Origin of the sequence: Actinoplanes sp. NPDC051494 (assembly GCF_044454705.1) — a bacterium.
In the GTDB taxonomy this organism is placed as follows: Bacteria; Actinomycetota; Actinomycetes; order Mycobacteriales; family Micromonosporaceae; genus Actinoplanes.
The window spans coordinates 42553-65592 of the sequence record NZ_JBITDZ010000001.1; the positions used below are offsets into that span (position 1 = coordinate 42553).

Here is a 23040-nt window from a genome sequence, read left to right on the forward strand (position 1 = left end):
TGGTCTCAGTTCGTGGTGAGGACCCCGTCGCCGACATGCCAGGTCTGCCCGGCGCCGATCGCGTCGGCGAAGTACCGGTCGTGGGTGACGACGACCAGGGTGCCGCGGTAGCTGCGCAGGGCCGCTTCGAGCACGTCGAGGGCGTCGAAGTCGAGGAAGTTGGTGGGTTCGTCGAGCAGCAGCACCCGGGCCGGGCTGTTGACCATGACGGCGAGCAGCAGCCGGCGCAGTTCCCCGGAGGACAGGCTGCGCAGGGTGGCGTCCCACTGGTCGGGCCCGAACTGGTGCGCGGCGAGCAGGCGTTCGGCGTCCTCGGCGTACACCGGCACGTGGGAGCGGAAGTGCTGCATCACGGTGACGGTGGTGCGCAGGCCGTCGTCGGTCTGCGGCAGGACCGCGACGTCGACGGTGGCGGCGTCGCGCAGCGCGTGCAGCAGGCTGGTCTTGCCGGAGCCGTTGCGCCCGGTGATCAGGATCCGGTCGCCGCGGCGGATCCGGGCGGTGACGGCGGCGATGACGGTACGCCCGCCGCGCTCGACGGTGAGGTCGCGGGCGGTGACGACGGGCTCCCCCACGACCTGTTCGTCGCGCGGGAACGCCAGGGTGAGCCGGGGCCGGGTGCGGGGGGCCTGGATCCAGCGTACGGATTCCATCTGCCGGCGCAGCCGCCGTTCGCGGACCTTGGCCTTGCGCGCGACCTTCTTGGCGATCTTGCGCAGGTGCGGGGCCTCGAACCCGGACCGTACGGTGCCCTCGACGTGCCGGGCCTGGTTCATGGTCTGTTCGATGTCGCGTTCCCAGCGCAGCCGGTCCTTCTCCTGCGCCTCGTAGTCGAGCAGGAGTTTCTGCCAGCGGCGGGTCTTCTCGGCCCGGTAGGCGGTGTAACCGCCGCCGGGGTAGTCCTGGGGTTCGTCGTGGATGCCGTCGAGCTCGATGATGCGGGTGGCGGTCGCGTCGAGGAACGCCCGGTCGTGGCTGACGGTGAGCACCGCGCCGGGGTATCCGGCCAGCCAGCCGGCGAGCCAGGCCGCGCCCTCGGCGTCGAGGTGGTTGGTGGGTTCGTCGAGCAGCAGCACGCCGGGGTCGTCGAGCAGGGTCCGGGCGAGCAGCAGCCGGGCCTGTTCCCCGCCGCTGACCTGCCGCACGCCTCGGTCGTGGTCCAGGTGGGCGATCCCGAGCCGGTCCAGGGCCTCGTCGAGGCGGGCCCCGGCGGTCCACCCGCGCAGGGTGGTCCAGCGCTCCTGGGTCTCCCCGTACGCGGTGAGCACGTCACCGCCGTCGGCGAGTTGCTGTTCGAGGTGCCGCAGCCGGGTCATGACCGTGGCGAGTTCACCGAGCCCGGCGGTGAGGAACTCGCCGACGGTGGCGTCGGTGTCGCCCATCTGCTGGGGGACGTAGGCGACGCGGGTGCCGGGACCGCGGGTGACGGTGCCGTCCGAGGGTGTCAGCTCCCCGGCGAGGATCCGCAGCAGGGTGGTCTTGCCGGCGCCGTTGGGACCGACGACCCCGACCCGGTCGCCGTCGCCGAGGACCAGGTCGATGCCGCTGAACAGCAGGTCGCCGTCGTGGGAGTGGGTGAGTGAGACAGCTTTGAGCACGCGATCCTCATACTACGTTTGACGTTATATTCAGTGGCACGTACGGTAGCGGTCATGCACGAGTCGACGTTCCTCATCCTGACCGCGCTGGCCGGCCGGCCGCTGCACGGGTACGCGATCATCCAGTCTGTCACCGACCTGTCCGCCGGCGACGTCACACTGCGCCCCGGCACCCTGTACGGCGCACTGGACCGCCTCGCCGAACAGGAACTGATCGTCGTCGACCGTGAGGAAGCCGTCGACGGACGGCTGCGACGCTACTACCGGCTCAGCGACAGCGGCGCGGCGGTGCTGGCCGCGCAGGCCGACCGGTTGCGCCGCAACGCCGCGGCCGCGACCACCGAGCTGGGCCGGCGCCGCTCCGGGCCGGTGACCGCATGAGCGGCATCGAGCCGGCCGGGGCCGGCCTGGAGCGTGACTACCGGCGGCTGATGTGGGCGTTCCCGGGGCGGTTCCGCGCCCGGCACGGCGACGACGTCGTCACCACACTGATGGAGGCCACCGAGCCGGGCCGGCGCCGCCCGGCCGCCGCGGACGCGTGGCACCTGATCGGCAGCGGCCTGCGGCAGCGGTTCCGGCTGCCGGCCGGGCGGCCCCTCGCGGTCGTCGCCGCGATGCTGATCACCCTCGTCATGGGCGCGGCCGGGGCGGCGGCCGGGTCCTGGGCCGGCGAGCGGACGTTCACCCCGGTGCCACGGGCGGGAGCCCTGCTGCAGCTGGCCGACGGCCTGGAGCGGGGTGACGCGGCGCGGCAGGACATCGGGGGGTCCGCGTCACCCTGGACCCCGCCGGCCGTGTCGGCGCAGCAGGAGCTGACCACCGTCTGGTCGCCCACGGCCGCCGCCGGGCGGTTCACGGCGGACGGCTGGACGGTCGAGCCCCGGGGCCCCGAGCGGTTCGAGGCGGTCCGTGACGGGGTGGTGGTGTCGGTGCACGGAGTGCCGGACGACGGTTTCGGCTACGGCTTCGTGGCGCTGACCGCGTGGGCGCGGCCGGGTGCGGCGCTGGTGCCGCTGACCGTGGCCGGGATGCTGCTGGGAATGCTCGGCGGCTGGCCGGCCGCGGCGGCGTTCACGTACCGCGCCACGCGCCGGGCCGCGGTGCCGGCCGGGCTCGCGCTGCTCGCCGTGTCACCGGCGGTCGTCGCCCTGTACGGCAACCTGCTGCGGATGCTGACCTGGCAGCCGGGGTACGGGGCCGCGTACACGGTGCACAGCGCGCTGACGCCGGGCCCGTACTATCCGGCCGGCCCGGACTGGCAGGTGCCGGCCTGCGCGGTCGCCGGGGTGCTGCTGACCCTGACCGCGATGGCGCTGACCCTGACCGGCCCGCCGGCCCCGGCCCGGTCTCAGGCGGCGTAGGCGGCGCTGCGCTGGAAGCCCTGCGCGTCGGTGACGGCGAGGCGGGTCGCCATGGTGCTGCGGTTCGCGATCTGCGCCGCGTAGGCCGCCCGGCGCCGCGACACGCAGCCGTCACCCTTGGCGTCGGCCGGGACGCGCTGCTCCAGGTGCCGCGACAGGCCGTCCTTGAGCAGGGCGAGGGCCTCGGTGCGCAGCTGCGACACCCGTGACTCGGTGACCCCGAGCTCCGCGGCGACCTCGGCGAGGGGGCGCTCCTGCAGGTAGGACGCCTCGACGACGAACCGCAGGCGCTCGGGCAGGACGGTGACGGCGTCGTGCAGGTAGCCGAGCCGCTCGCGGTGCAGCAGCATCTCCTCCGGGTTCAGCGACGCCTCGGTGACCATGTCCTCGGCGGCACCGGCGGCGAAACCCTGCAGCGACAGCACGGCGGCGCGCTGCACGTCGTCGTCGACGGCGGCGATCTCGGACACCCCGACGCCGAGGAGTTCGGCGAGCTCGCGCGGGCTGGGGGTGCGGCCCAGCTTCGCGGTCAGTTCCTGGCGGGCGAGATCGGCGCGCCGGGCGCGGGCCCGCACGGACCGGCTGGCCCAGTCCATGCCGCGCAGCTCGTCGAGCAGCGCGCCCCGGACCCGTACCGCGGCGAACTTGGCGAACGGGATGCCCCGGCCGGCGTCGAACGAGCGGGCGGCGGTGACCAGGGCGGTGTAGCCGGCCGAGGCGAGGTCGTCGCGGTGCACGTGCGCCGGGACCTTGAACAACATCTCGCGGACCAGGTGACCGACCAGGGCCATGTGCTCGCGGACCAGGGTGTCGAGCTCACGGCCGGCGATCGTTGCGGTTGCGGACATCGGTGTTCCCCCTCGGATCTGTCGCCCGGTGACGGCTCACCGGCTGACAGGGGGAACTTTTCGTGGCGACGGGTGCGGGACCGGGTCGCGGACGGTTGCCGTCCGGTTGCACCGGCAGAAACCCTAAAGTCCGCTCAGGTAACTCTCAGCCAAGCAACCAACCACTCTCCGCAGCGAGGCGGGCGGCCTCGGCCCGGGTCCGGGCCCCGGTCTTCCCGATCGCCGACGACAGATGATTCCGCACCGTCCCCTCAGAAAGATGCAGGTCACGGGCCACATCAGCGACCGTGCCACCGTCCGCCGCGGCCCGCAGCACATCGGTCTCCCGCTCCGTCAGCGGTGAATCGCCCTGCGCCAGCGACTGCGCCGCCAACACCGGATCCACCACCCGCAACCCGGCATGCACCCGGCGGACCGCGTCGGCGAGCTGCCGGGCCGGGGTGTCCTTCACCACGAACCCCAGCGCCCCCGCCGCCATCGCCTGCCGCAGATACCCCGCCCGCCCGAACGTCGTCACCATCAGCACCCGGCACCCGGGCACCCCCCGGCGCAGCTCCCGCGCCGCCGCGACCCCGTCCAGGCCCGGCATCTGCACATCCAGCAGGGCCACCTCCACCGCGTTCGCCCGCACCGCCGCGACCACCTCGTCACCGCGCCCGACCTCCGCGACCACCTGAAGATCGGCCTCCATGTCCAACAGCGCCGCCATCGCCCCACGGACCAGGGCCTGATCGTCGGCGAGCAGTACCCGGATCATCCGGCCACCTCCACCCGTACCCGGAAGCCCGGCCCGTCCGCCCGCCGCCCCACCGACAAGGTGGCACCCGCGCTGCGGGCCCGGTCCCGCAACCCGGCCAGGCCCTGCCCGTCCGCGGCGGGTGACGCACCACCGGGCCCGTCGTCCACGATCTCCACGCTGCCCGGCGTCAACCGCACCTCACAACGCCCCGCCCGGCTGTGCCGCACCACGTTCGTCACCGCTTCCCGGATCGTCCACGCGAACAATTCCCTGTGCCGCGACGGCACCTCGTCGGCCGCCCCCGGCAGATCCGCCACCACATGCGCCGCCGCCAGCGCCTCCCGCGCCGCCGCGATCTCCCCCGGCAACGAGATCCCCCGCATCCCCAGCGCGGTGGCCCGCACATCCGACAACGCGTCCCGGGCCAGGACCTCCAGATCCCGCAACTCCTTACGCGCCCGCTCCACATCCACGTCCAGCAGCCGCTGCGCCAACTCAGCCTTCACCGTCACCACCGTCAGCGAATGCCCCAGGATGTCGTGCAGGTCCGCGGCGATCCGGGCCCGCTCGTTCTGCACCGCCATCACCGCCAGCTCCGCCTGCGCCACCCGCAACCGGCCCTGCCGCTCCCCGGCCAGCCGCAACCCGAACGTCGCCGCCGACCCCAGCAGCACCGCCAGCCCGTAACCGTTGTCCTCCCAGCCCGGCACCAACCACGCCAGACCCTCCGCCAGCACCACCAGCGCCACCGCGAACGGCACCGCCTGCACCAGCGGCAACACCGCCACCGCCACCGCACCCACATAGACCAGACAGGTCAGCGCGTGGAACCCGGCACCCGGCACCTGCACCACGGTCAGGACCAGCAACCCCACCAGGACCGACCACACCACCGCCGTACGCCGCTCGTGGCGCAACGACGCCACCACCGTCACGTACAGGGTGGCGAACCCGGCCAGAGCGGCCAGACCCACATCCCGGGCCCAGCCGCCGGCCGCCAGCAACGCCGACAGGTTCTCCCCGAGGTAGAACAGCCAGACCGCCGCGAACAACCACGTCAGACGCGAGCGGTGTCCTTGCGGAACCGCCACATCGCGCCCGCCGCGAACAATGCCGTCCACACCGCCACGTTCAGCGCCGCCAGCCACAGGTTCCCCTCATGCGTCAACGGGTACCGGGCGATCTGCCCCACCCCGTACACCGGGGTGAACGCCGCGATCCGCGCGAACGTCGTCCCCAGCTGATCCACCGGCACGAACAGCCCGCCCGCGAACGACAGCACCGCCAGCCCCGGACCCAGGATCTGCATCACGTTCTCACTGGGCAGCAGATAGCCCATGAACAACCCGAACGCGGCGAACACCAGCGCGCACACCCACGCCAGCACCCCGCACGCCACCCACGCGGTCGCCGGCAACCGCGCCCCGGCAACCGCACCGACGGTGAACGCCACCACCACCGACACCAACCCGATGATCATCGCCAGGACCAGCTTCACCGCGATGTACGCCCCCGGCTGCAACGGCGTCAACCGCAACTGCCGGCTCCACCCCGCCGCCCGCTCCACCGACACCATCGCCCCACCACTCGTGGTCGCCAGCATGGCCCCGTACACCGCCATGCTGACCAGCACGAACCCGGCCAGGTTACCGCCACCGACCCGCTGCTCGCGGTAGTCGGCACTGGACCCGAACAACAGATAGAACACCGCCGGCATCACCAGCGTGAAGATCACCGTGCGCCGGTTCCGGACCAGCCGCCGCAACTCCAGACCGATCATCCCCAGCGAGAACCCACCCAGCCTCGGCAGCGCCCGATCCCGCGGCATCGTCGTCATTTCCGCTCATCCCCCGTCAACGCCTCGTCATCGCCCGTCAGCGCTTCGTCATCGCCCGTCAACGCCAGGAACGCCTGCTCCAGATTCCGCGACGTGATCTCCACATCCCGGGCCGGGGTACGCGTCAACAGGAACCGCGCCACCTCATCGGTATCCTTCGCCTGCACCAGCACCACATCACCGCGCACCTCCACCGAATCCACCCCCGGCAGACCCGCCAGCACCGCCTCGTCGGCACCCGGCAACGTCGCCCGCACCGTGCGCCCCGACGCCATCGCCTTCACCTGCGCCGCCGACCCGTCCGCCACCACCCGGCCCCGCCGCACGAACACCACCCGGTCCGCGTACGCGTCCGCCTCCTCCAGGTAATGCGTCGCGAAGATCACCGTCCGGCCCGACCGGGCGTCCTCCCGGATCGCCGACCAGAAATCGTGCCGCCCACCCACATCCATCCCGGTCGTCGGCTCGTCCAGGATCAACAACTCCGGATCCGGCAACAACGCCATCGCGAACCGCAACCGCTGCTGCTGCCCACCCGAACACTTCCCCACCAGCCGCTTACGGATATCGGTGATGCCGGCCCGCTCCAGCACCGCGTCCACCTGCGACCGCGGCCGGGCGAACAACACCGCCGTCAGCCGTACGGTCTCCTCCACCGTGTAATCCTTCAACAGGCCACCGGACTGCATCACCGCCGACACCAGCCCCAGCGCCACCGCCTCCCGCGGCGGCCGCCCGAACACCCGTACCGACCCCGCACTCGGGTCCGACAACCCCAGCACCATGTCGACGGTGCTGGTCTTGCCCGCCCCGTTCGGACCCAGCAACGCCACCACCTCCCCCGGCCCGATCGACAGGCTCAACCCGTCGACCGCCGTCACCGCCCCGAATCGCTTCACCACACCGTCCAGCACCACAGCCATGCCACCACTGTGCCGCCCGGACCACCCCCGCACCGGGGAGACGTGTCATGCCCACCCCATGACATCCGTCAGGGGGCCATCGGACGATCGGCTCGACACCACAGCCCTGCCCGCCACTGCCGAACCACCCAACCCCACCTCCACACTGGAGCCCGGTGCGGTCCGGGACCAGCCCGCCAGGGCCGGCCCCGACCGGGACGTCCGCACCGGTTCAGCTGCCGCGGGCGCCCGGCTCACCCCGTTGCGCCCGCGGCAGCGACCCAGCACCATCAGGCCCCATGCAGACCGCGCTGATCATCCCGGTCCCCGCCGCCGAACCCGCGGTCGCCCACCACCGCGCCCACCTCGACCGGGCCGCGAGCTGGGGAGTCCCCGCCCACATCACCGTCGTCCACCCGTTCCTGCCCCCGGACGACATCACCCCCGAGGTCATCACCACCCTCCAGGCGATCACCACCGCCCACCCCCTGCCCGCCATCACCCTCACCCGCACCGCCTGGTTCGGCGACACCGTCGTCTGGCTCGCCCCCGACCCCGCCCAACCCCTGATCACCCTCACCGAGGCGATCACCACAGCCTTCCCCCGGGCCCTCCCGTACGGCGGCGCGTTCCCCGAGGTCGTCCCCCACCTCACCATCGCCCACGACCACCCCCGCCCGGTCCTCGCCCAGGCCGCCACCGACGTCGAGGCCCACCTACCCCTAACCGCTCACATCACCGCCCTGCACCTCATCCAGGGCACCCCCGAACCCGGCCCGAACTGGCACACCCGCCACGCCTTCCCCCTGCTCAGAACCGTTTGACGCGAACACCCTCAGCCCCACGCACCGGCAGCCCACGCGGCAGATGGACGGTGACCTTTCCACCGCTCAGCGGTGCCAGGTCAAGACCGGCGGGCGACTTCGTGATCTTGAGATCCCGCAACGGCGTCAGCCCGGCCAGGGGCGTGAGATCGAGGTGATGGCCGCCGTTCCCGATGGTCAGAGAACGCACCAGGGGCAGCCCGGCCAGGGGCCCCAGATCCGTGGCTGACACTTCCTCGATCGAGAGCTTCGTCAGGGTGACGAGCCCCGCCAGCGCGGTCAGGTCCGTCAACCACCCGCATCTGCCCAGGTAAAGCAGCTCAGGACGATGAAGGTGACTGACCAGGGCGGTGACCCCACCACGAGGTTCACCGACCGCGACCAGCACCAGCGCCTTGAGATCCACCAGGGCATTCAGCGTCGACGGGTCCCACCCCGCCGGCATCGCCCCCGAGAAAAGCTCCAACCCGGGGAGCCCGGCGAGAATCCGCATGATGTCGACATGACCGTGCAAGGCCAGCTTCTTCAGGTTCGGCAGCTGAGCCAGGATGGTCAGATCCTGGTCCGGGTGGGTGCCCCACAGGAACAACATGGTGAGTTCCGGTAGCCCCCGCAGCCACGAGAGGTCCTGGTGCCGGCCGCGAACGTCAGCCGTGAGCGAATGAAGACCGGTGTGGCCGGCGAGGTCCCCCAACTCTCCGGTGAGCCCGCCATCCAGGCTCACCTCATGCAGGAAGGGGACGCCGGCCAGCAAGCTGACGTCGATGCTCTGGGTCACCTCGACCCCCGTACTGCTGAGGTGCCGTAGCCGAGACAGCCCCGGGAGCAGGGACACATTGCCCACCTTGACCGAGCCGTTGTCCAGAGGCGCATCGGCGAGCACCCGCTCCGCGTAGTCCAGAGGGTCGAAGTAGTCCCACCCGGCGATCAACTGCCGCTGGACACGAGGACGCGGATCCGTGGCATACCGGGCCAGTACGGTGAGAGCGGCCGGGCCGTTCGCCAGAGCCACCGTCCGGACCACGGCGGCGGCCCGGGCCTCACTCAGGGTGCTCAGATCGGCAGGCAGTTCCGCCAAGATGGATTCGCCCACCGCGGCCAGCGACGGCGCCTCCGCGAGGGACCGCGGCATCAGGCCCCGCAGGTGGGCTCGGATCTGGGACAGGACCCCCGGGTCCACCGCCGGAGAGGTCTCCAGACACGCCGCCGCCAGCAGGCGCAGCTTCCGGGCATGCTGGGGCTGCTGCTCGGCAAGATCGAGGAGACCGGTGAGGAGTTCCCGACGGACCACCGCATTCGCATGACCCGCCGCCAGAACAATGGTCTCGCGCCACGTGTCGAGGTGGGCGTGGGCGACCAACGCCCCCGCCCGGCCCTGGTCAGCCGCCTCCCGGGCCGCCAGGTACTCCTGGAACGTGCGGTGCACGAAGTCGACCCGGCCCACCACCGGCTCACGCAGCACGCCGCTGCGCTGGATCATGTGGTCCAGCACAGGACCGGCCGAGTCGGTGATGTGCCGGATCCCGGCCAGACGGCGCTCGACGCGGGCCTCCGCCTCCTCCCGGGACAACTCGGCACGGCCGTTCTCGGTCAGCCACCAGGCGACCTCCTGCAGCAGCTGCGCCTGATCACCGCTGGTCAACTCCCTCAACTCGTTGTGCACGCCCCGCTTGTCGTCACGCTCATGCAGGAGCATGTCGATCGCCGCCTGGTAGATGTCCATACGGTTACGAGGCAGGTTGCTGTCCCGGTCCAGGTTCAACGCGCACAACATCGCGCACAACAACGGACTCCCGGCAAGGTTCTGCAGGTGAGCACTGCCATCGAGCTGAGCCAGCAACCGCTGCTCGTAACCCGGCAACCGGTGCGGCTCGCACGGCAGGTCCCCCGCCCGGCGAACCGCCTCGTGCCAGTGCCGGATCAACGCCTTCACATCTGCCGGACTCATCCGCTCCAGCACGATCGAGGTGAAACCCTCCACGTCCAACCAGCGGGCCGACGCCGCCGCCGGACGGGACGTCACCACCACCCGCAGATCCGGATACTCCCGCAGCAGACCGCGTAACCACTCCCGGACCTCGCGCCGCTGACCCTCGGGAACCTCGTCCACCCCGTCGACCAGCAGGATCGCCCCCGCTGCCAGCCGGCGATGCACCCACAGCGCCGGCATCTGCGCCGCGACCACCGCCGCGAGCTTGTCGAGGAACCGCTCCGGGGCAGGCAGCCCCTGCTTCACATGATCACGCAAGCGGACCAGGAACGGGGTCCGCCCGTTCCACGACTCCAGATCACCGGTGAAACCCTGCCGGGCCGCCGTCACCGCGATCCACTGCAGCAACGTCGTCTTGCCCGAACCCGCATCACCACGCAACAGGATCCGGTCAGCGCTGCCCAGCGCCTGCTCCGCCCGGACCGACGCGCTGCCATCGGCACCGTCGCGCCGGAACCGGCCCGGATCCCACCGCATCCCCCGACGCCGGACCGCGGCACCACTCACCGCCAGACTGATGTACGCGATACTCAACGGGGTCCGCAACCGGTAACGGTGCACATTGACCCCGAACAACTCCAGCAGATCCAGCTTGTCCAGGACCTGCCGCAGATAACGGCCACGGAACTCGTCGTCATGCCGGTCCCCGGCCGGGGCGTCCAGACTCGTCACCGGCACCCGGGCCAGCACCTGCGCCAAACTCTCCGCCACCACCGTCAACCGCTCCAGCACCTGCACCGACGCCCGCGCCTGGAACGGCCCCAGCTGCACCACAAGCTGGGTCAAGCACACACACGACTCGTCGAGCACCCGCGCATACAACAACACCGCGGCCTCACCCAGCCCGGCCCGCTCCGGAACACCCGGCAACTCCCGCCGCAACCGGGCCGCCACCAGCACCGGATCGACATCATCGGCGAACAACGCCGCATCCGACAGATCCGCCGTGTCCAGCGTGCGCGCCACCGCGTCCAGCGCGGCGACGATCTCACCCTCCGGCAACCCGCCGTCGCGGCGCCGGACCAACGGCTGCAACCGCTCGAACACCACATCCATGATGTCGTCGAGACGCCGCCCCGCCTTACGCACCCCAAGATCGTCGGCGATGCCCGCACCGATCAACTCGATCAGGGGCGCACCACGCTCCCGCCGATCCCGGCGCTTACCCAGCCACCACTTCCCGGCCAGCGACACCACCGACCCCGCCGCACGCAACAACGCCGTCTCGACCCCAGCCACCCGACCAACAATCATCGCGATCCACCGACACGCCCAGCGCCCGTCGCCAACCCGACACACCCGGGGCAGGATCGACGGATGAGACTTCTCGTCCTCGGGGGAACCGAGTTCGTCGGCCGGGCACTGCTCGACGAAGCCCTCGACCGCGGATACGACACCACCGTCCTCAACCGCGGCAACCGGCCCGCCCCACCCGGCGTCACCGCCCTCACCGGCGACCGCACCAGGCCCGGCGGCCTCGACGCGCTGCGCGGCACCACCTTCGACCTCGTCGTCAACACCTGGTCCTGGGCACCCACCGCCGTCCGCGACGCCGCGAAAACCCTCAGCGGCCACGCCGGGCACTACGCCTACATCTCCAGCCGCAACGTCTACACCGGCGCCGGGCCCACACCCATCACCGAACAATCACCCGTCGTCGACGGATCACCCGACGCCGGCGACGAAACCGACTACGCCGCCGCGAAACGCGGCGCCGAACTCGCCGCCGACCAGCACTTCGACGTACCCGTGCTGCACGCCCGCGCCGGACTCGTCCTCGGACCGTACGAGAACATCGGCCGGCTCCCCTGGTGGCTGCACCGCCTCGCCAGAGGCGGACCCACCCTCGCCCCCGGCCCCCGCGACCTGCCCCTGCAGATCATCGACGCCCGCGACCTCGCCACGTTCACCCTCGACGCCGCCACCCGCGGACTCAGCGGCGCCTACACCGTGGTCAGCCCCTCCGGGCACACCACCATCGGCGACCTGCTCGACACCGCCAACGACGTCACCGGCTCCCACGCCGACCTGCGCTGGACCCCACCCGACAGGATCCTCGCCGCCGGCATCCAGCCCTGGACCGAACTACCCATCTGGATGCCACCCGGCGACGACCACGCCTACATCCACCAGGGCGACGTCACCAAAGCCCTGAACGCCGGCCTGCGACCCCGGCCCGCCCGCGACACCGTCACCGACACCTGGGCCTGGCTGCAGACGTACACCGGCACCCCCACCGCGCGCCCCGGCCGCACCACCCTGGGCCTCAGCCCCGAGAAGGAAGCCCGCGCCCTCAGCTAGACGAAGAGACCGTCCAAGTGGTACCTCAGCACCCGCACCGCCTCCTGCGCGTCGCGCTGCCCACCCAGCACACTCGAACCCAGCCCGTTCGTCATCGCCAGCAGCCCCGCCGCGGTCAGATCCGGATCCAGCCCGGCCCGCGCCACCCCCGCCTCCTGCGCCGCCCGCAACTGCCCCGCGAGGAACCGCTCCAACCCGTCCGGCTGCGGCGTCCCGTCCTTCACCAGATGTGGCTCCACCAGCACCAGACTGTAGAAAGCAGCATAGGTACGGGTCAGCCGCACGCTCTCCGGGTCGGTCGGCAGCACCGCCAGCAACGTCGCGTACACCACGTCCCGCGGTTCCGGCGGCGACCCCAGCTCCCTGATCCGCCGCCGGAACCGGGCGTCCAGCTCCGCGGTGAGGAATCCCAGCGCCGCCAGGACCAGCTCGTCCTTGGTCGTGAAGTAGTACTGCAACAGCCGCACCGACACCCCGGCCGCCGCCGCGACCTCCCGCATGCTGGCGTGCTGCAACCCGCGCTGCTCCGCGATCGTGAGCAACGCCGCCGCGATGTGCCGGCGCCGCTCGTCGTGGTCGACCCGCTTGGGCATCAGGAACCGTCCCCTTTTTGTGATACGTTCGTACCATGAAAACGCCGGCCCGGATCAGCGAATTCACCAACGACCGCGCCCGAACACGATTCCACACCGTCTACCAGCAGGCCCTCACCGACCTCGGCCCACCCACACCCCGCCCCGTCACCGCACCCACCACCTACGGCGACGTCACCGCCTACCGCTTCGGCCCCACCGAAGGCACCCCCGTCGTCCTGCTCCCCGGCGCCGGCGGCAACACCCTCTCCTGGCACCACTACATCGCCGCCCTCAGCACCCACCACCCCGTCATCACCCTCGACCTCCTCGGCGAACCCGGCGCCAGCCACCAGAGAACCCCCATCACCACCACCCACGACGCCACCGACGCCCTCCACCAGGCCCTCGACAGCCTCGGCCTCACCCACCCCCACCTCGTCGGCATGTCCAACGGCGGCTGGCTCGCCCTCCAGCACGAACACCACCACCCCGGCCACGCCGCCGGCCTCACCCTCATCGACCCCGCCGGCCTCGGCACCATCAGCACCCGCTTCCTCGCCTGGGTCATCGCCGGCGGCCTCGCCGCCCTCACCCCCAGCCCCGTCCGGCGCCGCCTCGCCGGGCCCCTCGGCAACGCCACCCTGCGCGACGACAACCTCATGAAACAGGTCAAGGTCTCCCTGGCGTTCCGCCGCCGCCTGCCCGGCGCGACCCCGCTCACCGACGACGAACTCGCCGCCGTCACCGCGCCCACGCTGGTGCTGCTGGGAGCCCGCAGCCAGCTGTACGACGCGAGCGCCGTCGCCGACCGCATCCACCGCGTGATGCCGCACGCCCGGGCCGAGGTGATCCCGGACGCCACCCACGACCTGCCGACACGCTTCCCGGACCTGGTCACCGACCGGATCAGCATGTTTCTCACCGCCGGGCACCGCTGAGCCACCTACCCGTGATCTTGAACACCGGGGTTCCCGGCGTCCTGGACCCCGGGCCGGGTCTTTCTCGGGTCCGTGAACTGCTCAGATCCAAATAGCAGGTAGTCGTTGATTCCTTTTTGTCTTTGACCATGCCGTGACCGTGTGGAGTCGCGCACACCCGCTAAAGCATCCTAGGATGTTGGGGTGACGGAGAATGAGGATGTGTCCACCGAGCTCTCGATCGTCCGTCCGGACCTGACCGGATCCTACGACCGGGCGCTGCCGCAGGCCCGGGCCGAGATCCTGGCCCGGCTCCTCGGCGCCCTCGACCGCGAGCCCCTCCCCGGAGCCGGCTCGGCCACCGGGCCGGCGCACGCCCGGGACGGTGCGGGCCGGTCGTTCTCCGGGAGCACCGCCACCGCGCCGACCGCGTCCGGGGCGCCGGGCCGTTCCGCGACCGCAGAGCGGACCACACGGGTCGGGGACGTGGTTTTTCCCGCGGCGGCGGCGCGGCCGTTCGCCGCGGTGCGAGCCGGGCTCACCGCCACCGTCGCGGGTGCGGCACTCACCGATCCGGTCGCGCTGGTCACGGCCCTGGGCTGGGCGGACGGCTTCCGCGACGAGATCGCCAACAGTGTCGCCAATCTGGCTCTCGCCTACGCCGACCGGCCGGCCGCTGCCACCCGTACCCTGCGTCCCGGGGTTGATCTGGCCACCGTGGAACAGCTGGTGGTGGACGGGCATCCGCTGCATCCCTGTTGCCGGACCCGGACCGGGCTCGGCGTCGCCGACGTCCTCGCCTACGCGCCGGAGCACCGGCCCACGTTCCGGTTGCGCAAGCTACGGGTGCCGGCGGACCAGTGGTACGGCGACGGGCCGCCGGTGCTGCTCGCCCATCCGTGGCAGGCCGAGCGGCTGCGGGAGCGCCATCCGTGGCTGGTGCCCGACGGCGAGACCGGGCCGGTGCGGCCGTTGATGTCGTTGCGGACCGTCGACACCGGGGCCGGGCACGTGAAGACCGCGGTGGACATCCAGATGACCTCCGCCGTCCGCACCGTGTCGCCGGCCGCCGTGCACAACGGGCCGCGGCTGTCCGTGCTGCTTCGGGAGCTGACCGCCGATCTGCCGCTGGACGTTCTGGCCGAGACCGGGGCCGGGGCGGTCCTCGTGGACGGGGTCGCCGACCGGCACCTGGCCCACCTGCGCCGGGAAGCGCCCCGGACCGCCCCCGGACAGATCGTGCTGCCGCTGGCCGCGCTGGCCGCCCCCGACCCGTACGACGGGCGGCCGTTGCTGATCCACGCGGCCGCCGCCCCGTACGCGTGGTGGCACGACTTCATGCACCTGCTGCTGCCGCCGCTGCTGACCGTGCTCGACCGGGGTGTCGCGCTGGAGGCGCACGGGCAGAACACCCTGGTCGTGCTGGACCGGGAGCTGCGCCCGGTGCGGATCCTGTACCGGGACTTCGGTGGGGTGCGGGTCAGCGCGCGCCGGCTGGCCGCCGCCGGGGTGCAGGTGCCGCCGCTGGCCGGTGATCTGCCCAGCGACGACCCGGCGGTGCTGCGCACGAAGCTGGCCGCCGCGGTCCTGGGCACGGTGACCGGGCAGTTGGTCGCGGTGCTCGAGCGCGGTGGTGCCGACCCGGCGAAGCTGTGGGCGGTCACCGCGCAGGCCGTCGCGGCGGCCGGCACGAGCGACGGCGCACGGATGCTCACCGACCCGCTGCCGCTCAAGGCGACCACGGCGATGCGCCTGGCCACCGACCCGCTCGACGACGTGTGGGTCCACCTCGACAACCCGATGGCCGCCCTATGACGCGTAGTCTCGCCCGCCGGCTCTCCCTGACCGCCGGGCACACCGCCGCCGCACTCGACGTGCACGCGCCGGGGCTCACCGCACCGTTCACCGCCGCGCTGCCGGTCGCCGCCGACATCGTGGGGCGGCGGCTGCGCGGCGCCCTGGTCCGGGAACGGATCGTGCCGCCCGGGCCGGGTGGCCGGGTGCACGCGTTCGGGCGGGTCGAGTATCCCGCCGCGGGCGCCGCCGACCCCGCCGACCTGCTGCCGGCCAGGCTGCCGGGAGCGGCCGGGCTGGCCGCGGAACTGCGCAACGCGGTCGTCAACCTGGCCGTCGCCATGACCCGTCAGGAGCACGCACTGCCCGGCGGTGACCCGGACGCCGACGCGATCGCCGGGGAACGCCTGGCCGTGGCCGGGCACAACCTGCACCCGTGCGGGCGGACCCGGCTGGGCTGGGACACCAGCGACGTGCTGGCCCACGACCTGGAGGCCGGGCACACCCGGCTCGGGTTCGTGGCCGTGCGCGACGATGCCCACCTCGGTGACGACGTGGGGCAGGTGCTGCGCGGGGCGTACCCGTGGCTGTCCGCGCCGCCGCCCGGTTACCGGCTGCTGCCGGTGCACGCCTGGCAGCGGGACGCGGTGCTGCGCAGCCGGTATGCGGCGCTGCTCGCCGACGGGGTGATGCGGATCCTCGACGACGAGCTCGACGCCGTGCCCACCGCGGCGTTGCGCACGCTGCTGCTGCCCGCCGCCGCGGACGGCAGCCGCCGGTACGTGAAGGTGTCGCTGGACATCCAGGTCACCTCGACGCGGCGGAGCATCTCGGTGGCCAGCACCCGCAACGGCGCCCCGGTCTCGGCACTGCTGCACCGCCTGGTCGCCGAGGACCCGGACGCCGGCCGGCTGCTGCTGATGGCCGAGCCGGCCGGGGCCGCGGTGCCCGCCGGGTCGGGCCGGGACGTGTCGGCGATCATGCGGGACGGGCTCACCGGCCGCCTGGAGCCGGGTGAGCGGGCGGTCGCCGGGGGTGCGCTGCCGTTCGTGGCCGGCGAGCTCGTGGCCGCGTTCGCGAGGACCACCGGACGCGCCGCCGGCCCGGGTGCGGCGGGGGCCTTCCTGGACGCGTACGCCCGCCTGGTGCTGCCGCCGCTGCTGCGGCTCACCCTGCGCGGGGTGGCGCTGGAGGCGCATCTGCAGAACTGCCTGCCGACGTTCGTGGCGGGGGTGCCGCACCGGCTGGCGGTGCGCGACTTCGCCGGGTTGCGGCTGCACCCGGGCCGGCTCGCCGCGGCCGGGCACCACGTCGAGCTGTGGCCGGGATCGGTGGTCGGCACCGCCGACGAGGAGGTGCTGCGCGCGAAGATCGGCTACACCGCGTTCCAGGCCCACCTGGGTGAGCTGATCATCCGGCTCGCCGACGGTGGCCTGGCCGAGGACGCCGCGTGGCGCATCGTGCGCGCGGTCGTCGACGAGGTCTACGACGCCGTCGGCGGGCCGGGCCCGGACCACGCCGCGTTCACCGCGCCGACGGTGCCGCACAAGGCGCTGGTCCGGATGCGGCTGGCCGGGGCCGGCGACGAGTACCTGCCGGTGGAGAATCCCCTGCATGCCCGCGCCTGAACCGGTCCTCACCGCACTGCGTGACCTGCCGTCGCCGGTGTGCGCCTACGTCTACGACCGGCAGGTCCTGCGGGACCGGGTCGCGCAGCTGCGCGCGGCGCTGCCCGCCGGCACCACCGTGCTGTACGCGGTGAAGGCCAACGGGCACCCGGAGGTCGTACGGGCGCTGTCTCAGGTGTGTGACGGCCTGGAGGTCGCGTCCGGCGGTGAGTTGCGCCTGGCGGCCGGCGCCCGGGCCCGGCGGATCGTGTTCGGGGGTCCGGCCAAGACCGGCGCGGAGCTGTCCGCGGCCGTCGCCGCGGGCGCGCAGATCAACATCGAGAGCGGCCAGGAACTGCTCCGGCTGGATCACCTGGCCCGGGCCGCGGGGGTCGTCGTGGACGCCTGTGTACGGGTGAACCGCGCGACCGCCGGCCCCGGCGGCACCCACGCGATGACCGGCACACCCACCCCGTTCGGTGTCGACGAGGCCGCCCTGGGTGCTTTCTTCGCCCTCCCCCACGACCACGTCCGGATCATCGGTTTCCACCTGCACGCGGTGTCGAACAATCTCGACGGCGCGGCCCACGCCCGGTTCCTCACCGACTGTCTGGCCTGGTCCGCGCGCGCCGCCGCCGAGCACGGTGTGGACCTGCGGATCGTGAACGCGGGCGGCGGGTTCGGCGTCGACTACCTGAGCGACGACAGCATCGACCTGGCCCCGCTGTCGTCGGTCGGGGTGCCGGCCGGCGTGGAGCTGATCGTCGAACCCGGCCGGTTCCTCGCGGCCGACGCCGGCTGGTACGCCGCGGAGGTCGTCGACCTGAAGCTCACCCACGGGCGCTGGTTCGCGGTGCTGCGCGGCGGCACCCACCATTTCCGGCTGCCCGCCGCCTGGGGATACAGCCACCCGTTCACGGTGCTGCCGCGCCCGGCCTGGGACCACCCGTGGGAACGCCCGACGGTGTCCGATGTCGAGGTCGACGCGGTGGGTGAGCTGTGCACGCCGCGCGACGTACTGGCCCGGGCCCGGCGCGTGGACCGGCTCGGCATCGGCGACGTCCTGGTCTTCGCCCGCACCGGCGCCTACGGCTGGGACATCTCCCACCACGATTTCCTGCGCCACCCGGCCCCGGACTTCATCGTGCTGTGACCCCCTCGGACATTGACGCTTCTCACTCGATTCCTCGCCGCCGACCCTTGCGATGACGGCGGCGCCCTTGCCAACATCGAGTGTTCGACGTCGGCGGAACCGATCCCATCGGGGGGAATCATCGTGAAGTTCGTCAAGCTCGGCTCGACCGGCATGGACGTGTCCCGGATCTGCCTGGGGGCCCTGAGTTTCGGCACGCCCGGCAACGGCGTGCACGGCTGGACCCTCGACCTCGACCAGGCCCGGCCGATGCTGCTGCACGCCCTGGAGGCCGGGGTGAACTTCGTGGACACCGCCAACGTCTACTCCGCCGGGAGCAGCGAGAAGATCGTCGGGCAGATCCTGCGCGAGTACGGCCACCGCGACGAGATCGTGCTGGCGACCAAGGTCCACGGGCGTACCCGTCCCGGGCCCAACGGTGTGGGCCTGTCCCGCAAGGCGATCATGGCCGAGATCGACAAGAGCCTGCACCGGCTCGGCACCGACTACGTCGACCTGTATCAGATCCACCGGTGGGACCCGGCGACACCGATCGAGACCACCATGGAGGCGCTGCACGACGTGGTCAAGGCGGGCAAGGCGCTGCACATCGGTGCGTCGTCGATGTGGGCCTGGCAGTTCGCCAAGGCCCAGCACATCGCCGAGCGCAACGGCTGGACCCCGTTCACCACCATGCAGAACCACTACAACCTGATCTACCGCGAGGAGGAACGCGAGATGCTGCCGCTCTGCGCCGACCAGGGCATCGGCGTCATCCCGTGGAGCCCGCTGGCCCGGGGACGGCTCACCCGCGAGTGGGACACCGTCAGCGCCCGCAGCGAGACCGACGTGTTCGGCAAGTCGTTGTACCGCGACACCGATCGCGAGATCGTCACCCGGCTCGCCCAGCTGGCCGCCAAACGTGAGCTGCCGATGGCGCAGCTCGCGCTGGCGTGGATGCTCTCCAAGCCGGAGATCACCGCGCCCATCGTCGGCCTCACCAGAATGGGTCACCTGCAGGACGCCATCGACGCGGTGGACGTGGAGCTCGACGCCGACGAGATCAGCTATCTCGAGGAGTTGTACCAGCCGCACGAGGTCTCCGGGCATCCCATCACGCACCTGCCGGGCCAGCACTGAGGCGTTCCGGAGCGGCTCAGTCGCGCCGCAGGACCGGCTCGTCGAGGGCCCGCGGGAAACGGGTGAGCAGGCCGGCGAGGTCGCCGGCCAGCTCCCGGGCCGGGCCGGCGCCGAGCTGATCGCCGCGGTGGGCGACCAGGGCGATCAGCTCGCCGTCCTGGTGCGCCACCGTCACCGTCAGGCCGAACTTGGCGTTCTCGCTGCGCAACGAGTCATTCAGCACCGGCGTCAGGCTCGCCCCGCCCAGCACGGCGGCGTGGCCGTCCAGCAGGTTCATGTTCAGCGTGACGTTCACGTACGGGGTGTGCCCGAACCGCCGGGCGGGCTTCAGCCGGGTGACCACGTCGTCGAACTGGATCGTCTGGTGCTCCAGCGCGCCCAGTGCCGCACCGCGCATCCGCAGCAGAGCGTCCAGCACGGTGCTGTCCGCGGACACCCGGGAGCGCAGCACCACCGTGTTCAGGCAGGGACCGAGCAGGCCGGCGAAGCGGGGCTGGTCGCGGTCCACCGCCGGGGATCCGAACGTGACGTCGTCGAGGCCGGTCCGGCGGTGCAGGGTCACCGCCAGCGCGGTGGCGACCACCATGAACCAGCTGACACCGTGCCCGGACTGCACGCCGCCCAGCGAGTCCAGCAGCCCGGCGGGCAACGGGATCCGGAACGCCCCGTTCGGTTCCGGCTGCGCCGGTGGGGTCAGCGGGGTGTCCGCGGGTGCCCCCGCCAACGCGGCGGTCCAGTACTCCAGGTCGGCGTTCCAGGCGTCGCTGTCGCGCTGCGCTTGCTGGTAGGCGGCGAACTCCCGGTACTGCACGACGGGTCGCGCCGGGACCGGGGCGGCCGGGTAGAGCCGGTCGAGCTCCGCGAGCAGCACAGGGATCGACTCGCCGTCGATCACCAGGTGGTGCAGGCAGAACAGCAGCACCTGCCGCCCGTCGCCGAGATCACCGAGGGCGACCCGGAACAGCTGTCCGGACTCGAGGTCGAACGGCCGGCGCAGGGCGGCGTCCAGCCAGTCCGTCATGGCATCGGGGCCGTGGCGCGGATCGAGCGGTTCCACCGGCGGGGTCCAGGGTTCCCGCAGCCGCACCACCAGCCCGTGGTCCTCCTCGACGAACCGGGTCCGCAGGATCTCGTAGCCGGCGACCAGCCGGGCCAGCGCCTCACGCAGCCGGCCGGGGTCCAGCCGGCCCGCCACCCGCCAGGCGAGCGGCACGTGGTTGCGGACGCTCGGATCGATCTGCTCGGCCAGCCAGATGCGCTGCTGGAAGGCGGTCATCGCCAGCGGCACGTCCGGGGCGGCGGCATCCGGCCGGGCCGACGCGGGTGCCGTCAGCCCCAGCACGTGCTCGGTGAAGTCACCCAGCCGGGAGTGCTCGAACAGCGCCCGGATCGGGATCCGCACCCCGAACCGCTCACCCGCCGCCCGGACCAGGGCACCGGCCAGCACGGACTGCCCGCCCAGGGTGAAGAACGAGTCGTCCGGGCCGATCCCGTCCGTCTGCAACATCTGCTCCCACACGGCGGCCATCCGGCGCAGCGGCGCCGCCTCCAGCGGAGTACTCGACACGGATCCCATGTCGGCTATGCTACCCACGCGATCTACGGCTATCTATGGATTGCTCCTGATGTCCGCCCGGATGACCCACCCGTGCCGGTGGCCGCCGCGAACCTCGGTGAGCGCTCCGCCCGCGGGGGGATGATGATGTCGGACAAAGGTTTGGTGCATGCCCGGGTTCTCGAGGCGCCGCACACGGGACCGGCCTGGCTCGACAGCGCCGGACGGGAGCTGAGCTACCCGGAGCTGATCGAACGGTCGGGACGGCTCGCGCGGCGCCTGACCGGGGCCGGGGCCGGCCCCGGCGAGCGGGTCGCGCTGGCGCTGGAACGCGGGGCCGACATGGCGGTCGCCATGCTCGGCGTGCTGCGGGCGGGCGCCGCGTTCGTGCCGCTCGGCCTGCAGGAACCGGCACCCCGGCTGGCACTTGTCCGCGCCGACTGCGCACCGGCCGTGACGCTGGTGCACGACGCGACCGCGGCCCGGTTCCGGCTCGACGGCGTCACCACGCTCGACGTGGACGGGCCGGGGGACGGCGAACCGGCCGGCACCGCGGCACCGGGCGATCCCGCGTACGTCATCTACACCTCCGGATCGTCCGGCACCCCCAAGGGCGTGGTCGTCGAGCACGGCAACCTCACGCCGCACCTGGACTGGCTCGCCGAGCGCCTGCCACTGGGGCCGGGCGACCGGCTGCTGCAGGTGGCGCCGTACACGTTCGACGCCTCGCTGACCGACGTCCTGTGGCCGCTCGGTGCGGGCGCGACGGTGGTGTCGCTCGCCGAGGGCGACCACCTGGACCCGCTCGCCATCGCCACCGCCCTCGTCGAGCACCGGATCACCGCGGTCCGGCTCCCCCCGGCGATCCTGCCGCTGCTGCTCGACGAGCCGGCCTTGCGCAACGCCACCACCCTGCGGTACCTCATCAGCGGCGGGGACCGGCTCCCGGCCGCGGTGGCCCGCCGGGTCACCGCCCTGCTGCCCGGGGTCCGGCTGTTCAACCGGTACGGACCGACCGAGACGGCCGTGGCGGTGACCTACCACGAGTTCGACGCCGCCACGGACACCGGGCCGGAGGTCCCGATCGGCCTCGGCATCACCGGTGCCGAGCTGCACCTCGCACCGGACGGCGAGCTGCTGATCGGCGGCGCCTGCGTGGCCCGCGGTTACCTCGGCGACGCCGGGCTCACGGCGCGGCGCTTCGTCACCCTGCCGGACCGGGGGCGGGTGTTCCGGTCCGGCGACCGGGTCCGGCGCAACACCGCGGGCGTGCTGGAGTTCCTCGGCCGCGACGACGACCAGGTCCAGATCAACGGACTCCGGGTGGAGCTCGGGGAGGTCCGCTCCGTCCTGCTCTCGCACCCCGACGTCCGGGACGCGGTGGTCCTGGCCCAGGACGAGACACTCACCGGGTACGTGGTGGCCCCGGCGGAGCGGCGCTCGGCCGATGGGATCCACGACTACCTGCGGGACCGGCTGCCGGGCCACATGGTGCCCACCGCGATCGCGTTCGCCGACCGGATGCCGATGACCGACCGGGGCAAAGTGGATCTCGTGGCCCTGCGCGCCATACCCGTCACACCCGCCGCCGGCGCGATGCCCGCCACGGACGACCCGGACACCACGGGCGACCCGGACACCACCACGGATCCGGTACGCGAGGTGGTCCGGCGGGTGTGGTCCGGTCTGCTCGGCGGCATCGACCTGGGCGACCACGACGACTTCTTCACCCGCGGTGGGCACTCGCTGCTCGCGGTACGCGCGGCCGGCCGGATCGGTGCGGAGCTCGGTCACCGCGTACCGGTGCGGATCATGTTCGAGAAGACGACCCTGGACGAGTTCAGCGCGGCGGTCACGACGATCGTCACCGCCGCCGGGGCGGTGCCGACGGAAAGCGAGTGACACCGGGAGGCCGGCCGG

19 protein-coding genes are annotated in these 23040 nt (G+C 72.5%); 10 read left to right on the forward strand and 9 right to left on the reverse strand.

From position 1 onward, the window contains the following. Nucleotides 1-5: 5 nt before the first annotated feature. Nucleotides 6-1598 (reverse strand): ABC-F family ATP-binding cassette domain-containing protein, encoded by a 1593-nt coding sequence (locus tag ACIA6A_RS00230; RefSeq protein WP_396095136.1) that lies wholly within the window; start codon nucleotides 1596-1598, stop codon nucleotides 6-8. Between the two features lie 54 nt (nucleotides 1599-1652). Here ACIA6A_RS00230 and ACIA6A_RS00235 point away from each other — a divergent pair, with 54 nt between their 5' ends. Together ACIA6A_RS00235 and ACIA6A_RS00240 are read left to right on the forward strand one after the other, a co-directional pair. After that, a complete protein-coding gene (locus ACIA6A_RS00235) occupies nucleotides 1653-1979 on the forward strand; it encodes a PadR family transcriptional regulator (protein WP_396096416.1) in 327 nt (108 codons plus the stop codon). Next, nucleotides 1976-2959 carry a hypothetical protein gene (locus ACIA6A_RS00240; RefSeq protein ID WP_396095137.1) on the forward strand — a complete coding sequence of 328 codons (984 nt, stop codon included), beginning with the start codon at nucleotides 1976-1978 and terminating at the stop codon, nucleotides 2957-2959. The genes ACIA6A_RS00235 and ACIA6A_RS00240 overlap by 4 nt, the downstream gene beginning before the upstream one ends. Here ACIA6A_RS00240 and ACIA6A_RS00245 read toward each other — a convergent pair. The 5 genes from ACIA6A_RS00245 to ACIA6A_RS00265 all read right to left on the reverse strand — a co-directional run bounded on the left by ACIA6A_RS00245 (nucleotide 2947) and on the right by ACIA6A_RS00265 (nucleotide 7306). Beyond that, nucleotides 2947-3807 (reverse strand): sigma-70 family RNA polymerase sigma factor, encoded by an 861-nt coding sequence (locus ACIA6A_RS00245; RefSeq protein WP_396095138.1) that lies wholly within the window; start codon nucleotides 3805-3807, stop codon nucleotides 2947-2949. The genes ACIA6A_RS00240 and ACIA6A_RS00245 overlap by 13 nt on opposite strands. A gap of 145 nt (nucleotides 3808-3952) precedes the next feature. Further along, nucleotides 3953-4564 carry a DNA-binding response regulator gene (locus ACIA6A_RS00250; RefSeq protein WP_396095139.1) on the reverse strand — a complete coding sequence of 204 codons (612 nt, stop codon included), beginning with the start codon at nucleotides 4562-4564 and terminating at the stop codon, nucleotides 3953-3955. Further along, nucleotides 4561-5667 (reverse strand): sensor histidine kinase, encoded by a 1107-nt coding sequence (locus tag ACIA6A_RS00255; RefSeq protein ID WP_396095140.1) that lies wholly within the window; start codon nucleotides 5665-5667, stop codon nucleotides 4561-4563. The genes ACIA6A_RS00250 and ACIA6A_RS00255 overlap by 4 nt, the downstream gene beginning before the upstream one ends. Further along, on the reverse strand, nucleotides 5604-6383 hold the full coding sequence (locus ACIA6A_RS00260; RefSeq protein ID WP_396095141.1) for an ABC transporter permease: 780 nt from the start codon (nucleotides 6381-6383) through the stop codon (nucleotides 5604-5606). Before ACIA6A_RS00260 ends, ACIA6A_RS00255 begins: the two co-directional genes overlap by 64 nt. Beyond that, the gene (locus ACIA6A_RS00265; protein WP_396095142.1) at nucleotides 6380-7306 is read right to left on the reverse strand and encodes an ABC transporter ATP-binding protein; all 927 of its coding nucleotides are present in this window, start codon (nucleotides 7304-7306) and stop codon (nucleotides 6380-6382) included. Before ACIA6A_RS00265 ends, ACIA6A_RS00260 begins: the two co-directional genes overlap by 4 nt. Nucleotides 7307-7584: 278 nt before the next feature. Between ACIA6A_RS00265 and ACIA6A_RS00270 the strand changes: the two genes are divergently transcribed. After that, nucleotides 7585-8109 carry a 2'-5' RNA ligase family protein gene (locus tag ACIA6A_RS00270; protein ID WP_396095143.1) on the forward strand — a complete coding sequence of 175 codons (525 nt, stop codon included), beginning with the start codon at nucleotides 7585-7587 and terminating at the stop codon, nucleotides 8107-8109. Here the strand turns inward: ACIA6A_RS00270 and ACIA6A_RS00275 are convergent. Continuing rightward, nucleotides 8096-11338 carry an NACHT domain-containing protein gene (locus ACIA6A_RS00275; protein ID WP_396095144.1) on the reverse strand — a complete coding sequence of 1081 codons (3243 nt, stop codon included), beginning with the start codon at nucleotides 11336-11338 and terminating at the stop codon, nucleotides 8096-8098. The two genes, ACIA6A_RS00270 and ACIA6A_RS00275, sit on opposite strands and share 14 nt — an antisense overlap. 78 nt (nucleotides 11339-11416) lie before the next feature. Here ACIA6A_RS00275 and ACIA6A_RS00280 point away from each other — a divergent pair, with 78 nt between their 5' ends. Further along, a complete protein-coding gene (locus tag ACIA6A_RS00280) occupies nucleotides 11417-12400 on the forward strand; it encodes an NAD-dependent epimerase/dehydratase family protein (RefSeq protein WP_396095145.1) in 984 nt (327 codons plus the stop codon). Here the strand turns inward: ACIA6A_RS00280 and ACIA6A_RS00285 are convergent. Then, entirely contained in the window at nucleotides 12397-12993 is a 597-nt protein-coding gene (locus ACIA6A_RS00285; protein WP_396095146.1) for a TetR/AcrR family transcriptional regulator, read from the reverse strand. The two genes, ACIA6A_RS00280 and ACIA6A_RS00285, sit on opposite strands and share 4 nt — an antisense overlap. A gap of 35 nt (nucleotides 12994-13028) precedes the next feature. Between ACIA6A_RS00285 and ACIA6A_RS00290 the strand changes: the two genes are divergently transcribed. The 5 genes from ACIA6A_RS00290 (at nucleotide 13029) to ACIA6A_RS00310 (ending at nucleotide 19565) form a co-directional block, all read left to right on the forward strand. After that, a complete protein-coding gene (locus ACIA6A_RS00290; RefSeq protein WP_396095147.1) occupies nucleotides 13029-13913 on the forward strand; it encodes an alpha/beta fold hydrolase in 885 nt (294 codons plus the stop codon). A 183-nt stretch (nucleotides 13914-14096) separates the two neighbouring features. Further along, nucleotides 14097-15707 (forward strand): IucA/IucC family protein, encoded by a 1611-nt coding sequence (locus ACIA6A_RS00295; RefSeq protein WP_396095149.1) that lies wholly within the window; start codon nucleotides 14097-14099, stop codon nucleotides 15705-15707. Beyond that, nucleotides 15704-17314, forward strand: a complete 1611-nt coding sequence (locus ACIA6A_RS00300) for an IucA/IucC family protein (protein WP_396095150.1) — start codon at nucleotides 15704-15706, stop codon at nucleotides 17312-17314. Before ACIA6A_RS00295 ends, ACIA6A_RS00300 begins: the two co-directional genes overlap by 4 nt. Next, entirely contained in the window at nucleotides 17301-18446 is a 1146-nt protein-coding gene (locus ACIA6A_RS00305) for a type III PLP-dependent enzyme (RefSeq protein ID WP_396095151.1), read from the forward strand. The genes ACIA6A_RS00300 and ACIA6A_RS00305 overlap by 14 nt, the downstream gene beginning before the upstream one ends. A gap of 123 nt (nucleotides 18447-18569) precedes the next feature. Then, complete coding sequence (locus ACIA6A_RS00310; protein ID WP_396095152.1) at nucleotides 18570-19565, forward strand: aldo/keto reductase; 996 nt, start codon at nucleotides 18570-18572, stop codon at nucleotides 19563-19565. Nucleotides 19566-19581: 16 nt separating this feature from the next. Here ACIA6A_RS00310 and ACIA6A_RS00315 read toward each other — a convergent pair whose 3' ends face one another. Further along, nucleotides 19582-21141 carry a condensation domain-containing protein gene (locus tag ACIA6A_RS00315; RefSeq protein WP_396095153.1) on the reverse strand — a complete coding sequence of 520 codons (1560 nt, stop codon included), beginning with the start codon at nucleotides 21139-21141 and terminating at the stop codon, nucleotides 19582-19584. 144 nt (nucleotides 21142-21285) lie between these two features. Here ACIA6A_RS00315 and ACIA6A_RS00320 point away from each other — a divergent pair, with 144 nt between their 5' ends. Next, nucleotides 21286-23022 carry a non-ribosomal peptide synthetase gene (locus ACIA6A_RS00320; RefSeq protein WP_396095154.1) on the forward strand — a complete coding sequence of 579 codons (1737 nt, stop codon included), beginning with the start codon at nucleotides 21286-21288 and terminating at the stop codon, nucleotides 23020-23022. The last annotated feature ends 18 nt before the right edge of the window (nucleotides 23023-23040 follow it).